We start from the raw sequence: 15,306 nt of genomic DNA, 5'->3' as shown, positions 1-15,306 counted from the left end.
GGTTTGATATAGCTTTAAATTTAAAAAATTAATCCTAATAAAAGTAATAATATGAATAAAAATTTGTATTTAATTTTATTTCATTCTATATATCCTTTTGCCTTAAGTAATTCCGCTGTTAAAATTCCTCCTCCAGCAGCTCCTCTAATCGTATTGTGAATTAAAGATACCATTCTTATTGATCTATTGCTTATTTGCTTTAACCTTCCTACTACTATGCTCATCCCTGGAGGATCTCCGGACCATCTATCAAAATACACTTGAGGTCTATTATCTTCGTTCCTTACTATTATTGGCTTTTCAGGTGCAGTAGGTAATTTTAGATCCTGAGGTTCACCTCTAAAATTCTCCAATGTTTCTCTAACTTTCTCCACATTGGTATCTTCTTTAAAAGTCACGTAAGAGACTTCATAATGGCCATGAACAGTAGCTATTCTATGTGTTGTTGCATCCAAAGCCATCTCTTGTAGAGGTGGTTCGTTAATATTTCTTTTTACTTCGCTAAATAATCTGGTAATTTCCTTTATTGTTTTTGCATCATATTTATCTCCTAGTGGTAATATATTATCTACGACATCTAATGATGGAATGCCTGGATATCCAGCTCCAGATAATGACTGGATTGTTGTTATATAAGCTCCGGTCATCTTAAAATTCATGAATATAGGAGCTAACGGAATTGCAGCTCCTTGTGCAGTACATAATGGAGTAGTTACTATGAAGCCTTTCCAATCTCTTCTTTTCCTCTGTTCATCTATTAATGACACTGTATGAGAGTTCAACTCCGGTACTAACATTGGTACATCAGGATCAAACCTATGGTCTGGAGAATTACTGATTACTGGAAAACCTTCCTTAGCAAACTGTTCTTCTATAGGACCTGCAGCTCCCTGAGGTAGTGGCGAGAAAATAAGATCTACATCGTCCATTAGTTTCGGATCTGTAGGTTTTACTTCCATGTCTGCAATTTCTTTCGGAACTTGACCTATTGTTTGCCATCTTACGACCTCTCCGTATGGCTTACCTACTGAACCTTTCCCTGCTAAATATGCAGGCTTTATATAAGGATGTTGAGATAGCATTCTTACGTATTCAATTCCTACTAAGCCTGTAGCCCCTAGTATTGCAGCTTTTAGAATCCTTCTCATATTTATCATTAAAACATATGCATATACTGGAATATAAACTTACTTTAATAATATAAGTCTTTCAATTTAGCAAAAATCAAATAAAAATAATTTTCTTTACCCTAAAAGTACTGCTCCCTTAGAGGAAGACGATACTAATTTAGCATATTGTGCAAGTAAACCGGTCTTATATTTAGGCTCTGGAGATTTCCAATTAGCTAGCCTATCCTTAATTTCTTTATCGCTTAAGTCTATCTCTAACTTACCATTATCAACATCTATTGTTACTACATCACCATCTTCTACTACTGCTATAGTTCCTCCTGATGCGGCTTCTGGTGCTACATGACCTACCATTATTCCTCTAGTTGCTCCAGAAAACCTACCATCAGTTACTAGAGCTACGCTTTCTCCTAATCCTTGACCTACAATTGCGCTAGTTACTGCTAACATTTCTCTCATTCCAGGTCCTCCTTTTGGTCCTTCATACCTTATTATTACTACTTCCTTTTCCTTTATTTCACCATTTAATACCGCTTTAAATGCCTCTTCCTCTGAGTTAAATACTCTGGCAGGTCCTTTATGATATTTAACTTTACTGGCTGAGGCTTTAATTACTGCTCCTTCAGTAGCTAAATTTCCTTTTAAAATTCTTATTCCACCAGTGGAACTGTAAGGATTATTTATATCTCTTACTATGTGCGAATGAGGAACTTCGGGAATTTTATATTCTTTTAAGTTTTGCTCCATTGTTTTTCCTGTTACAGTAATAGTGTCTCCATGAAGCAATCCAGCATCAAATAACTTCTTTAGAATTAATGGTACTCCGCCTACTTTATGTAAGTCTGCCATCACATATTCTCCTCCAGGCTTCATGTTTACTATTTCTGGAACTCTTTTGCTTATTCTATCAAAATCATCTAAAGTTAGATTAACTCCAGCCTCATGAGCTATTGCCAATAAGTGCAATACTGCATTGGTTGAGCCTCCTGAAGCCATAAGTGCTGTTATTGCATTCTCAAATGCCTCAAAAGTTAATATATCTCTAGGTTTTAATCCTATTTCCATTAAATTAAGTAATGCCCTTCCTGTCTCTTTCGCAAACATTACTCTTTCGGCATCAACTGCTGGAGGCGATGCACTACCAGGTAAAGCAACTCCTAAAGCTTCTGACATAGTCCCCATGGTATTTGCTGTATATAAACCACCGCAAGTTCCAGGGCCGGGTATTGCATTCAACTCCATGATCCTTAGGTCTTCTGCAGTTATCTTCCCTGCGGAATATGTTCCTACTGCTTCATATACATCGCCTATTGCAATCTGTTTTCCTTTATAATTACCCGGTAATGTAGTTCCTCCATACATGTAAATTGATGGTATGTTCAGTCTAGCCATTGCCATCATTAAGCCTGGACCTGTCTTATCACAGCCCCCTAGTGCTACAAAACCATCATATCCATGTGCATTAACTGTTAGCTCAACTGTGTCTGCTATTACTTCTCTACTAACTAGTGAATATTTCATTCCTTCACTTCCCATTGCTATACCGTCTATAACTACTGGAGTAGTGAAAATTCTAGGAGTTCCTCCAGCTTCTCTTACACCTTCCTTTGCTACATTAGCTAACCCTAGCACGTGGATGTTACAAGGTCCCGCTTCATTCCACGCTGCTGCTATGCCTATTAAAGGTCTTGATATATCGTCATCGTTTAATCCCATTGCTCTTAAAAAAGCTCTATTAGGTGCTTTTTCATATCCACCGTAAACTGTTTGAGATCGAATTTTTTGAATCATATAAAGAGAATAAGAAATGACAATTTAAGCTTTGGTTGTAACATTTTAAAAAGGCATTAATGATTAGAATTCATATAATTCACTATTTCATCTATTATACTTCTAACTTTTTGCAGTACCTGCACGTGATTCTCTAAAAACTCTTTACCTCCTTCTGATAATCTATAATATTTCTTCCCATCTTTTTCATAAATTTCAAGAATATCGGAGTTAACCATTCTTTTCAATGTAATATAAATTAAACCATGAGGTAATTTTTTTCCATGAATTTCTTCCAATTTTCTCTTAATTTCATAACCATACATATCTCCATATCGATAAATAATATAGGCAATTATAATCTGCAAAAGGCCTCTGAATACCATCATTTTTGGCTTTTCTTTATACTTCATTAAATAGAAAGTATTATCCAGAACTATAAATTTTAACTAATTCAAATTCATCCTGACGTGCAATCATCATTGATCAGTAAAGGCCAATTTAATCATCTTAATAGATTCCTTATACCCCAGCTATTATCGTTATCTGCGGATCAGTTACTTCAAACTTCTTCCAAGAATATGCAGTAACTACGTCTAAGATTTTGAAACCTGCTTTTTTAACTAAATTTGCAATTTCATGTAAACTATAGAACCTTTGCGTATATTCTATTGTCCCTATTACTTCTCCTTTCTGATTTCTGTAAGTCCTTTTTATCCTTAATCTTGAGGTGAATGGATCGAAGTAATTATGATCTTCTACAAGGTATGGGTGAACATAAGTATAATAAACTTCAGGTTTATTATAAATTATGTAATCTCTATTATCCAAATTTATTACAGCTATTTTTCTCGTTGTCTCTCTTATAGATTTGAGTATTTCTAAATCATCTTCTTCTGAATAATAACCTAAACTATTAAATATATTTATTACTAGATCGAATTTTTCTCCATTAAGTACATCTTTCATGTACCTCATATCAGCCTTATAAAATACACCGTTAGGGATGTTGTTTTTTGCCATTTTTATCATTTTTTCTGAGATGTCTACCCCAAATATTTCATAACCTAACTTGCTTAGAAAGTAGGAAACTCTACCTATTCCGCATGGAACATCCAATATTTTTTTCTCTAAATTATATTTCTTTGCTAATTCATCGAGCCATTTAGCCCACTTTTCTCCTTCATCCCATAATTTTATCATTTCATTTATGTAAAAATCGGATTCGAATATCCCTGGAAATATTTCGCTCATTCTTATAAACCTCAATGATAATTTAGTTGATATGATTCCTATATTATTACCGTTAATTATAGCTTCCTTAGTTCCGCACACTTCTTTAGTTTATGCAGTTCAAGTTAATGCTAATAACACGATATATTCATATACATACAATTTTACTATTATATGTACTAAAAATAATATAATAGAGTTTAATTTAACGATTTCTGGCAATGATTACTTTACGGTGACAACATATAACGTGAGTGAAAATCGTCCTTATCCGTTACCTATAGATTGTGTTGCATTTAATACTACTAACTTGAAATTCATAAGGAATGTAACATTAAACGGTAATTTGACAGAGGAACTTTCTGGAGTATTTAACGCTTTAGGTAAATACAATGTTCCAGTAACGGCATATTTTCACGATGGAATTTTGCAACAGTTAAACGGAACGTACAATGGAGTTTCCGTATATGTTAATAGGGAGTATCCTACTCCAACTACCACCACTGCTCCTTCTAGCAGCTCCTTTACAAATTACCTCGTATTAATAATATTTGTGATTGTCTTAATTGCAGCAATAATAGTGTTAATTAAAATTGGTAAAATATAAAACAAATTACTTATTGAGTAAATTAAGTACTTTTATGTTATTATTGGCTCTGTAAAGATATCTGTTTCTTCTATCTTTTCTAACTGTTATTAGATCTACTTTTTCTAATAGTTCTAGGTGATATTTTACCGTAGAATAGTTCAATTCTAATAATTTAGAAATTTCGTATGCAGTCATTTCTCTGGATTCTAGTAGTTCTAGAATTTTTTTCCTAGTATCCCATCCTTTATTTTCTATTACTTCATCAAGTTTGTATAGCATGTTTATACTTTACTTAGGTATTTCTATTAAGGCTAAGTCTTTGAAAAGCACGTTAAGTTACATTTAAATGCTTTTAATTGAGATAAAATTTCTTAATTTTCTATATAATGAGAGAAATATATCATATTTATAGATAATACTTGTATATATCTTTTATTATATTAAATGCAATAAATAGTAATGCTAATATTACTCCGATCATATATAAATAACCATGTAAACCTATCAGTAAGAGAAGTAAAATCGAAAAAGGTATAAATGATCTATTCCCAAATATTTTAAACATACCTATACTTACTGCACCAATTAAAAATATTGGACTAATTATAGAAAGGATAAGAAATATTATAAGCAACACTAGCAGTATAATATTGGGATTGAAAGTTTGCCTAAGCATAATATCTTTCTCGAATTATAATATTTAAAGATTAGATAGCAATTTATGAAAGTCTCTGTTATGATCTCTAAAACTACTAAAGAATCTGGCTTTTCTAACTTCCTCTAGGTCTATTTTTGCAATTAGTCTATCTTCCTCAAACTTCTTAGCTTGTTTTTTTATTATACCTTGGGGCGTTGAAACCATTGAACCCCCCCAGAAATATTCTTCCTCTTGACTTCCTACAGCGTTAATGAAAGCTGTCCATATTCCAAACATTAATGAATGTGCCTTAATCAAGGATTCCCAGTTATCTTCTATTAGTAAATTCTCTTCTAATCTCCTCATAGGCGATGATGCAGGAATAAAAACGACATCTGCTCCTTTAAGTGCTAAGGTTTCTATAGGTTCAGGATGCCAAGCATCTTCACAGATAACTACCCCAAAATTAATTCCTTTGTATTTAAATATTTTAACGTCAGATAGTGGGTCTCCTGGTTGAAAATACCTTCTTTCTTCAAATAGTCCATATGTTGGTAGATAGAATTTATAGATATAATCGTAATTTCCTTCGATAGATATAACAGCGGAATTTCTCAAGATTCCTGGACGGACTTCCTTTATTGTGCCAAAGATTACACATTTAGAATTATCAATTAGTTTAGTTGTAGCTTTTTCTGCATCTTTAAATACCTCATACACAAGATCCCTAAGTACATAACCAGTTAACGATAATTCAGGAAAGATTACACAGTCCGCAGAAGAAGTCTGTAAAATTTCCAAATGTTTTTCTAAATTGTAATTAATATCTCCTAGCTTTGGTCTTATTTGTGCAAGTTCTATATCCATTCTCTAGGATACCTCCAGTCTGAATTAATAGCTCTTCCGCTTAATCTAAATATTTCTGGCGGTAGTCTTTTATGCTGTGATATTTTCACCATTCTATCAATTCTATGTATCATTTCAGCACTAATTTGTAACTCCTTAGCTATTGATTCAACGTCCATCATTTTTTCCACTCTTAGGTATAATACTGCATCTACTACATCATAAGGAATTCCTAGCTCCCCTTCAGCGGTTTGTCCTTCCCAAAGTGCTGGGGAGCTTGGCTTAGTTACTATATCTTCTGGTAAACCTAAATATCTACCTAACTCTCTTATCTGCGTTTTATATAAATCGCCTATTGGTAAAATATCTACTCCCCCATCTCCATATTTGGTAAAATATCCTAATAATAATTCACTTTTATCTCCAGTACCAACTACCAAATAATTCATCATTTGTGCATATGCATAAAGAAGTACCATTCTAATTCTGGCTTTAATATTTCCTAAAACTAATTTATTATCTGTTTCTAGTTCTTTTCTAAAGGAGTCTAAAATGGTATCAATATTTATTAGCTTAAATTTATCCTCTGCGTTAATTAGTTTTATTACCCTTTTAGCATCTTCCATATCTTTTTGTGGTGTAGAGGAGGAGGGCATAAGAAGTATAAAGAAATTTTGGGTTGCCTTACTCAAAAGTACTGTGGTTACTGCAGAATCTATTCCACCACTGAGGCCTATAATTCCACCTTTCTTTCCGCTTTCATTTATATATTCTGAAATTCTTTTAGTTATATACTCTGTAATTACTGTATAGTTAATTCCCTTAAGTTCTTGTAGTGTTGATTGAAGTTTCATGAGTTAAAGTAATGTTATACTCGGTAAAATTCCTTATAACCTTGTACGAACTTATGTAGCAATTAGAATACACTTGAACTGTAAATGATGTGGAATTTATATATAAACTAGGGTTATGTGTGTACGCAAGAACTATTACAGTAGAGTTAGGCGGTATTTCTAACTTAGTGAAATTCCATACCATATTTAAACAGTTTGGAATTGAGACTCTAACCAATGTAATATTTACTGTTTCATTCTTAACATTTTTGACTATTATGTATAATTGATTTATATAAGTGGAATTACATTCATTTTTAGGAATTATAACATTAATTACATGTATTGGATCTTGATCTACATACTGTATGTGAGAAATCTCGCCTGCGGATACAAGTGAAACCAATAAGACGAATAACATTGATAAAATTTCCTTCCTATTTATACTTAAATGAAACTTAGGTAATTCTGTGTTATATATGTTAATGTTAAAAATTGATAGAAACATTAATTGAGGCCACATTATAAAGTAACTAGTTAGTGTCCTCCAGCTAAACCACATTATTATTAAAGGGAATACCCATAAAGATTCTTTCAATCTATCAAAAAATCTATAATAAATGTATATAAGGAAAATTCCAGATACTGCCATTGCATAAGTAAAAAACCAAGGCTCAACATTAAATAAAGTAGTAAAGTTAAATATTGTAAATCCGGTGAAAGCTACTGGAATTGTTTTCTCATCTAGTGTTATAATGTGCAAGAATGCGTAAGGATTCCATATTAAAAATGGAACATTTATTATCAAAGTTGAGATTAAAAACCCTTTAAGAACTTCCTGAATATCTTTTTTCTTGTAAATTAACAAGAAAGGTGTTATGAGCCAAGGTATTTGGTTAAAAGAATCAGCCAATGCTAAGAAAATTCCAGATTTTTTACCTTTATAAACATAACTTAGTGCAATAAATGCTGCCCATATTGAACTGTTAACTCCGGCAAATGAAGGTGCTAGCAAGCCAGAGGTTATGAAGATAAATATGACAGGTAAAGTTGCTATAGGATCTTCTCGCTTCCTTCCTTCCTTATAAACTATTATAGCTAAAATATCTTCAAAAATTATGTTTAAAATATTAATATAATATAACTTTATATGAGTTAAAATGAAAGTTAAATATAGTGGTGTATAAATTAGGAATGATAAAGGAGGATAAATGTAAGTGCTTGCTATATTCCCGTTAAGAAGATACGTTGCTCCTACATTTTGGGGATGGTATGATTGTAAGTAAGGATTTAAGCCATGGATAAAATAATTTATTGCAAATGATATATATTCCATATCATCTGTATCGTAACCCTTAATTAGAAATATTGAAATTAATGTGTATGTCATTACGCTTATGGTAACTATAATATCATCTATTCTGCTTATTTTCCTTTCAGGATTTATAATATTAGGATTTAAAGCTATTATAAAAATTGCTACAGCAGAAAAGAAACTTAGAGCTAGGATTGCTGCAGTAATAGGGTTGTTCAAAATATTCACTCTATAAGATATTATAAATGTCGCTGACAATATTATTGAACCTATTATGATATACGCTATAAACCTCTTTAGATCCATGTTCTACTATTTATCATGTACTTTTTTGATATAAGATTTTCCGTTATTTTCAATAATAGTTTGGAGTATTTATTAGGTGTAGTGATAAGGTTTTTGTATTATTGTAAATAACTTATTATTCAAGGTAGAGTAAAGTGAGTATATTAGAAGTCTATTCATCGCAAAGCAAACCGGTAATTTCGTGTTCACTTATAGATGATAATGGCAATGAAAAAGAGATCCTAGTAATATCCTTAGAGGATAATGGAGTTCATGTGTACAAGAACATAGAGGAAAAGGATAATCACTATATATTGCCTCCTATTCCTCAAATAGATTTGCTTATAAAAGAAGTAATTGACGAAGTTGCTGAAGAATTGAATGTTAAGTCTATAGTATTTAAATTCGGGAATGATGAAGAAGTTGAAGAACAAACCGATAACCTTGTCCTAAGCGAAGAGTGGTATAATGCAGAAAAGTTAGCGTTAGCGGCATCTAAGCATACTGCGCTTTTAAGTGACATAGATAGTAAAATTATTATAGGTATAGTAAAATTCTCAAATTTCCTTTATGCGGCTACCATACTTAGGAAGGAAGATACTTTTCCGCTAATGCAAGTAATTCTAAAAACCGATAGTGAAATCCCTATAGTAAAAATATATAACGAGATAGGCCAGCTTATACAGGAAAGGAGAGAAAAAATAGACAATTTTGAGAATTATGTAAGATCTTTAGTAAATTCAGACGAGGTAGCAATAGTATATAAAGAATCATTAGAAGAAATCCCTTCGCCAACTGAAGTAACTACTGAGAAAGGTAATAAGTTATATGTTTGCGTAATATTTAAGTATTTTATAGGATTTTTATCTTCATCTACTACTAAAGACAAAGAAATTCTGATACGTAATAAGAAAAAATTGGCAAAAACACTTAGGGCATTACTTTACCTGGATAGAATAAGTAAGAATGGTGGAACAGAAATAATAATTGGAAGAAAAGGAGTTCCTCTATTCCAACTAAAGGAACAGATTAAGCTAATTAAAAGTAAAGCAGAAAATATATTACATAAAATGTATAATCTAAACGAGGTAAATTATTATGGAATTAACGATAACGTAATAGAAGAACTCATAAAATACGATGAAGAACTTACAGACGATGATCTCTCGTTAGGAATTAGAGTTCTTCCCGTAGCTTTTATAGTGTCTGCCTCAAATAAACAGGAATTTGATAATCAAATTAATAGAATATTAAATGGCCCTACTTCTGATGGATATGATATTTTAGATGAGTACGTTAGAAGGAACGTTTCATCGTATTTTATAGGCTATTTAATGAGTTTAGAAGAAGCATTAATAATATACGATGATATAATTAATGAAGTGAACAACCATGGCTAACGAAGTTTATATGATGGTATATTCAATCAAATTTGATAAAGATTGGTGGAAGCTTGATCATGGGGTTAGAAGATCGATATTGAATAAAGCTGAAGAAATTACAGACAAATTTAATAAAGAATTAATTTCAGTTAAGAAGTTCTCTTCATTATCTCAAAATTCCGATATAATTTATTGGTTATCATCTTTTAATACTTCTCCATTTTCAGACTTTAGATCTTATATTTTATCAGCATTTGAGGGCTACGCCTTAGAATCCAATTTGTTCCTTTCAGTTTTTAGGCCTTCACCTTATATGAAGTCTAATTTTGATCCTAAAACAGTTTTAGGTAGCGCACAGTTAAAGTACTTTGTTGCATATCCTATGAAAAAATCTCCAGAATGGTACTTATTGCCTTTTGAAGAGAGGGAGAAAATAATGAAGGAGCATATAGATATGGCAATTAATAATCCAAAGAATAATGGAATTAAGTCGTATACTACATACTCATTTGGAATAGGTGATTACGAGTTTGTAGTAATTTATGAGATACCCGAGTTATCTAATTGGGTGGACGTTGTAGAAAAGTTAAGGGAAGCTAAGGCTAGAAAATGGATAATAAAAGAAGAGCCTTTGTTAGTTGGAGAGACTAAATCACTTGATTTCTTAGTATAAATTGATAATAGAGCGCTCCTATTATAGTTTTAGCGTCCTCTATCTCGTGATTTTTTATCATATTTAGAATCTCGTTGATACTCTTTTTCTCTATTTCTATGACTTCATACTCTTCTGGTTTACTTCCTACAAATTTCAATCCTTTAGCTAAAAATAGATGCATTAACTCAGTGCTGACTCCAGGAGAGGGGTAAAAATCTATAACATGAATTAAGCTTTCTGCTTCATATCCAGTTTCTTCAATTAATTCTCTCTTGGCAGTGATTTCTGGGCTCTCTCCCTCTTCCATGGTGCCTGCTGGCAGTTCATATATCCACTTGCCTATGACCGGTCTAAATTGTTTTTCTAAGATTATAGTATTTTCATCAATAAGTGGTATTATTACTGCAGATCCTCTATGTTTAATATATTCCGTTTCTCTTATCTTACCATTAGGTAAATCAAATTTATCTAAATATACTTCAAATTTTTTACCGCTGAATAATTTCATGACAATCTAAAGTACTTGTTGTTTGTAAGATATTTTTCTATCTTTCTATACGTATTTTCCCAATCTATCTTGAACAAGATTATTGCTAGAACTGTCATTATAACTGTTGATATTATTCCGGTTTCAAAAGGACTTATTCCTATAGCCTCACTTATCTGTAATATTCCAAAGGCTTCTATAGGTATCTCCACTGAACTTTTTATTATCTTAGCAAATAATGAAATTTTTAGCATAGAGATCAAGGAAGTTTTAGTAGTTCCGCCTATAAGGTAAACTAAGTCGTCCAAAGGTAAGAACGGAAATATTGATGCAAGAAAGAGTGTGATGTAAAATGATTTTTTTCCCGTAAATCTAGAAAAGAAAATCACATTTCTATTGCGTTTTAATCCTTTACGAGCCCCTAATCCTATAAAATACATAACGCTTTTAGCTACTGCTGCTCCTACGCCTGTTATAATAATAGCTTCAGCTAGATTAATCGGTGTTATTCCGCATTTTAAAAGTAAAGTAGTTGCTACTAAAGTGTAGGGAGTTCCGAAGAAAGGTGTCGCATTTGTGGCAATTGATATTGCAAGAATTATAAGCAAGTAAAATATTCTCATTGCTTTCACTCTTTACCTCATTAAATTAATTTTTAATCCGCATAATGACCGATATAAACTTAAGCAAGAAAGCAATTGTAAGTAATATGTGCTTATTTTGTAAAATTGCAAAGAAGGAGGAATCTGCTTACATTGTGTATGAAGACGAATATACTATAGCTTTTTTAGATAAATTTCCCTTAGCTCCAGGGCATACGTTGGTAGTTACAAAAGAGCATTTTGATGATTTTCTAAATACTAAAAAAGAGTATTTGGAAAAATTAGCATTCTCCTCTAATATACTTGGAAGAGCAGTAAAAGAATCCGTAAAATCTTCTGGAATAAGACTTTTAACTAACGTAGGAAAGAGTGCAGGTCAAGTGATATTTCATGTCCATATTCACGTTATACCTACATGGGACAGTTCTTATCCTGAGGAGTTTTCGTATTTTGAGCCTAGAAAAGAACAACGTAAAGAATATTACGAATTCTTACAAAGAGTTATTAGCCAGAATATTAAGAATATTTTAAGCTTATAGGTGATCAGTCGTTGGGTATAAGGGAGGAGCTGGAATCTAGATTTGGTGATAATTTTTCTGACAGTTTAGTTGAGAGGCTCTCGCACACAGTAGATATGGGTTTTGTTCCTGAACTTATTTGGTCTGGGATTAAAATAAACATTATTCCAGATTATGTTGTTTATCCTAAGTCTACTGAAGATATAATAGACCTAGTTAAAATAGCATTAAAATATAATGTACCAATAACCCCTTACGGTAGGGGAACAAATAGGTATGGAAACGCTATACCTGCAGATGGCGGTATACTGATAGACTTCTCTAAAATGGATAAAGTAGACGTAGACGAAGCAAATAAAATAGCTATAGTAGAGCCTGGAGCAACATGGAAGCTAATAGATATAGCAGCACAACAGAAAGGTCTTCAATTAAGAACGTTTCCTTCATCCTATGATTCTACAGCAGGCGGAGGTATAGCTGGAGATTCCCTAGGAGTAGGATCTTATGAGTATGGTTTCATTTGTGATAACATAAGTTTCATAGACATGATAAATCCTAAGGGCGAATTAGTTCATTTAGAAGGAAAAGATCTGGCAATAGCTTGCGGGGCAGAAGGAACTACAGGAATAATTGTTAAAGCTGGGATAAAATTAAGGCAATTCAGCAATACAGAAGCTATGGTAATATCCTTTGATAGCTTTGATAAGGCTTATAATGCAATAGGAGAGTTTTACAGGGAAGTAATTCCAGCATGGCATATACAAGTTAGGGGACCTGCAATATCAAGTTATATTGCAGAGAAATTCAAAGCTTCTTTAGATCCAGGAAAGTGGAATATGGTAGTTCTGTATCCTTCGCCAAGGTCTTCAATTGTTGAGCCTAAATTATATAGGGTAGCACAAACCTATGGAGGAAGGATCTTTGAAGGAGAATGGACTGGATGGTGGTCTTTTAATCATGGCGTAAATGCGGCATTAAGGACTAAGGGATTATTAATTCATCAGCACGGTTTATTACACTACACTAAGATAAAAGAGTTAATAGAAGGTCTTGAGAAGAATATAGGTAAATTAGGTGCTCTTACAGTAGATAATGGATTTGATCTAGATATAGATCTAGAGAGAAGGGAAGTCTTGCTAGTTAATGCGTTTACTCAAGCTTCCTTAACTCCTGTTGACAAGAAAATTATTTACGATTTAGCTAAAAATACTTTAATGATGGAAGAGTACGTAAAAGTAGGAGGTTCAATGCTTTCCATAGGAATATTTGTTCACAAGTATGCCAAGAACAGACTAAGTGCTATGGGTAGGACTTTCCAAGAATTGGGTGTAGATAGATATGATGAAATAAAGAAATATAAAGAGGAGATGGATCCTAATGAGATATTTAATCCAGGTAAAGTTTTTGATCCAAAAAGCAGAGCAAAAGCCGTACTAGAAATAGTAGGAAAGCAACAGGAGGCTTTAAGGTTCAGGTTTGGAATAGGTTTTGCTAAAGCGTTAATGCCTGGAGGAGAAATAGATGGGTATAATGTCGCTAAACGTTACCTTGATATCTTTGTAGATTATGCAATAACTTGCATAGACTGTGCAATGTGCGTAACTGTATGTCCTCAATTTAAGCTAATACCTCAATGGCCTTATGCTCCAAAAGGAATGTTTGATTTTACTAGGGGAGTAATAAGCTATTATGAGTTACATAATTCAGTTGATATTCCAGATAGTGCGATAGCCGAAATTTCCGGTTGTCATAAGTGCGGATTATGTGATGGAGTTTGTCCTGCTAAGATACCTATTTCAACGCTTTTAATCAAATTGAATAGTTTAGTTGCAAGAAAGATTCCAGAGGAGAACGTTCCAGATACTCCAATTCCTGCTAAATATAATGATATTATTGATGAAAATAGTGAAATAGGGTTATGGCTAGGTAATTATGTTATTGAAAATCCTTCAGTTTTATTTTCTGCGTTAGAGTTACTGAAAAAGCTTGGAATAAAAGTGAAACTATTTAATACATCTAACGATAGCGGATTTTTACAATATATAAGCGGAAACGGAAAAGATCTGACTGAAATAATGAAGAATAATTTAGAAAAAATGAAAAATATATCAGAGTTAATTACCATAACTCCTGAAGATTATAAGGCCTTTTCTGAAGCTTATAAAGAATACGCTAAATTCGCAGGAGTTAATATTGAAGCAGAAACTACTCCTATAGAGATAAGGTTATTAAAATCAATACAGTTTGAGGGAAATGATGAAATAACACTTCATGTAGCTTGTTTCTCATCAACATATGCAGATGACATAATAAAAAGGCTTAGAGATAAAGGGTTTAAAGTAAAGAAAATAGAAGGATGCTCTGGTGCAATACTAGAGAAGAATATAGGTAAAAGATCGGATATGATGGCTAAGGCTTTAGGTGAGAAATATCAAAACTTAGTAACTTTATGCCCGTTAGCTGCTGCAAAATTTAGGAGCGTAGGGATAAATGCCAAGACTCTAATAGAGTTTATAGCAGAAAAAACAGGTGTAGGTATATCAGTAGAATCCGTAGAGTATAAGATTCCTCAGTCAATAAAGGATAAAATAAACGAAATAATAAGTAACGAAATAGCAAGTTCATTAAATAAGAGAATCCAAATTCTTGTTGACACAGTCTCGTTTGTATCTTCTGGTGAAGTAGAATATAAGAAAATAATTGAGCCAGTAATTGCAGAAGCCATAGAAGAAGCAAGTAATAATATTCTTCAAAAGATTAGAGAAATTGTAGATAATGAAAGTTCCAGTAAATCAGAAGCAGAGAAAATTATTATAAAGTCCGCGTTCATAAAAGAATTGTCTGCAATAATAATGTCACTTACTCTCCAGCCTATAGCCGATTCAATAGTTAACCAAGTAAGGACTAATACTTCTGAAGACTTTGATCAAAGAATAATGACAAATGCTATCTTAGAATTATTAAGAGAAAAGGAAAATACATTAAATAAGTCTATAACTAATCTGTAATTTAACTTAAATTTTT

16 protein-coding genes are annotated in these 15,306 nt (G+C 32.4%); 5 read left to right on the top strand and 11 right to left on the bottom strand.

From position 1 onward, the window contains the following. Positions 1 to 80: 80 nt before the first annotated feature. The 4 genes from asd to HS5_RS06160 form a co-directional block, all read right to left on the bottom strand. Positions 81 to 1,148 carry an aspartate-semialdehyde dehydrogenase gene (asd, locus tag HS5_RS06175; protein WP_236753475.1) on the bottom strand — a complete coding sequence of 356 codons (1,068 nt, stop codon included), beginning with the start codon at positions 1,146 to 1,148 and terminating at the stop codon, positions 81 to 83. 96 nt (positions 1,149 to 1,244) lie between these two features. After that, a complete protein-coding gene (gene ilvD / locus HS5_RS06170; RefSeq protein ID WP_236753292.1) occupies positions 1,245 to 2,921 on the bottom strand; it encodes a dihydroxy-acid dehydratase in 1,677 nt (558 codons plus the stop codon). A 56-nt stretch (positions 2,922 to 2,977) separates the two neighbouring features. Beyond that, positions 2,978 to 3,313, bottom strand: coding sequence for a PadR family transcriptional regulator (locus HS5_RS06165; protein ID WP_236753291.1), 336 nt, complete (start codon positions 3,311 to 3,313; stop codon positions 2,978 to 2,980). Positions 3,314 to 3,422: 109 nt separating this feature from the next. Next, on the bottom strand, positions 3,423 to 4,154 hold the full coding sequence (locus tag HS5_RS06160) for a class I SAM-dependent methyltransferase (protein WP_236753290.1): 732 nt from the start codon (positions 4,152 to 4,154) through the stop codon (positions 3,423 to 3,425). A gap of 31 nt (positions 4,155 to 4,185) precedes the next feature. Between HS5_RS06160 and HS5_RS06155 the strand changes: the two genes are divergently transcribed. Continuing rightward, positions 4,186 to 4,740: a hypothetical protein gene (locus HS5_RS06155; protein ID WP_236753289.1), complete on the top strand. Its 555-nt coding sequence runs from the start codon at positions 4,186 to 4,188 to the stop codon at positions 4,738 to 4,740. A gap of 6 nt (positions 4,741 to 4,746) precedes the next feature. Here HS5_RS06155 and HS5_RS06150 read toward each other — a convergent pair whose 3' ends face one another. From HS5_RS06150 to HS5_RS06130, 5 genes are all read right to left on the bottom strand, one after another. After that, positions 4,747 to 5,001: a winged helix-turn-helix domain-containing protein gene (locus tag HS5_RS06150; RefSeq protein WP_236753288.1), complete on the bottom strand. Its 255-nt coding sequence runs from the start codon at positions 4,999 to 5,001 to the stop codon at positions 4,747 to 4,749. A 127-nt stretch (positions 5,002 to 5,128) separates the two neighbouring features. Beyond that, positions 5,129 to 5,398, bottom strand: coding sequence for a hypothetical protein (locus tag HS5_RS06145; protein WP_236753287.1), 270 nt, complete (start codon positions 5,396 to 5,398; stop codon positions 5,129 to 5,131). 24 nt (positions 5,399 to 5,422) lie between these two features. Next, complete coding sequence (locus HS5_RS06140) at positions 5,423 to 6,226, bottom strand: nitrilase-related carbon-nitrogen hydrolase (RefSeq protein ID WP_236753286.1); 804 nt, start codon at positions 6,224 to 6,226, stop codon at positions 5,423 to 5,425. Next, positions 6,217 to 7,059 carry an NAD+ synthase gene (locus HS5_RS06135; protein ID WP_236753285.1) on the bottom strand — a complete coding sequence of 281 codons (843 nt, stop codon included), beginning with the start codon at positions 7,057 to 7,059 and terminating at the stop codon, positions 6,217 to 6,219. The genes HS5_RS06140 and HS5_RS06135 overlap by 10 nt, the downstream gene beginning before the upstream one ends. Continuing rightward, positions 7,028 to 8,659, bottom strand: coding sequence for a hypothetical protein (locus HS5_RS06130; RefSeq protein ID WP_236753284.1), 1,632 nt, complete (start codon positions 8,657 to 8,659; stop codon positions 7,028 to 7,030). Before HS5_RS06130 ends, HS5_RS06135 begins: the two co-directional genes overlap by 32 nt. 134 nt (positions 8,660 to 8,793) lie before the next feature. Here HS5_RS06130 and HS5_RS06125 point away from each other — a divergent pair, with 134 nt between their 5' ends. Both HS5_RS06125 and HS5_RS06120 read left to right on the top strand, forming a co-directional pair. Further along, on the top strand, positions 8,794 to 10,038 hold the full coding sequence (locus HS5_RS06125; protein WP_236753283.1) for a hypothetical protein: 1,245 nt from the start codon (positions 8,794 to 8,796) through the stop codon (positions 10,036 to 10,038). Then, positions 10,031 to 10,693 carry a chlorite dismutase family protein gene (locus HS5_RS06120; protein ID WP_236753282.1) on the top strand — a complete coding sequence of 221 codons (663 nt, stop codon included), beginning with the start codon at positions 10,031 to 10,033 and terminating at the stop codon, positions 10,691 to 10,693. Before HS5_RS06125 ends, HS5_RS06120 begins: the two co-directional genes overlap by 8 nt. Here the strand turns inward: HS5_RS06120 and HS5_RS06115 are convergent. Next, positions 10,668 to 11,183 (bottom strand): NUDIX hydrolase, encoded by a 516-nt coding sequence (locus tag HS5_RS06115; RefSeq protein ID WP_236753281.1) that lies wholly within the window; start codon positions 11,181 to 11,183, stop codon positions 10,668 to 10,670. The genes HS5_RS06120 and HS5_RS06115 overlap by 26 nt on opposite strands. After that, a complete protein-coding gene (locus HS5_RS06110; RefSeq protein ID WP_236753280.1) occupies positions 11,180 to 11,785 on the bottom strand; it encodes a hypothetical protein in 606 nt (201 codons plus the stop codon). Before HS5_RS06110 ends, HS5_RS06115 begins: the two co-directional genes overlap by 4 nt. A 44-nt stretch (positions 11,786 to 11,829) precedes the next feature. Here HS5_RS06110 and HS5_RS06105 point away from each other — a divergent pair, with 44 nt between their 5' ends. Both HS5_RS06105 and HS5_RS06100 read left to right on the top strand, forming a co-directional pair. Further along, positions 11,830 to 12,303, top strand: coding sequence for an HIT family protein (locus HS5_RS06105; protein WP_236753279.1), 474 nt, complete (start codon positions 11,830 to 11,832; stop codon positions 12,301 to 12,303). Positions 12,304 to 12,314: 11 nt separating this feature from the next. After that, positions 12,315 to 15,290, top strand: coding sequence for an FAD-binding and (Fe-S)-binding domain-containing protein (locus tag HS5_RS06100; protein ID WP_236753278.1), 2,976 nt, complete (start codon positions 12,315 to 12,317; stop codon positions 15,288 to 15,290). Positions 15,291 to 15,306: the final 16 nt, after the last annotated feature.

This window comes from Acidianus sp. HS-5 (genome assembly GCF_021655615.1).
In the GTDB taxonomy this organism is placed as follows: Archaea; Thermoproteota; Thermoprotei_A; order Sulfolobales; family Sulfolobaceae; genus Acidianus.
The sequence above is the reverse complement of the archived record's forward strand: the minus strand, read 5'-3'. Positions and strand labels throughout refer to the sequence as shown.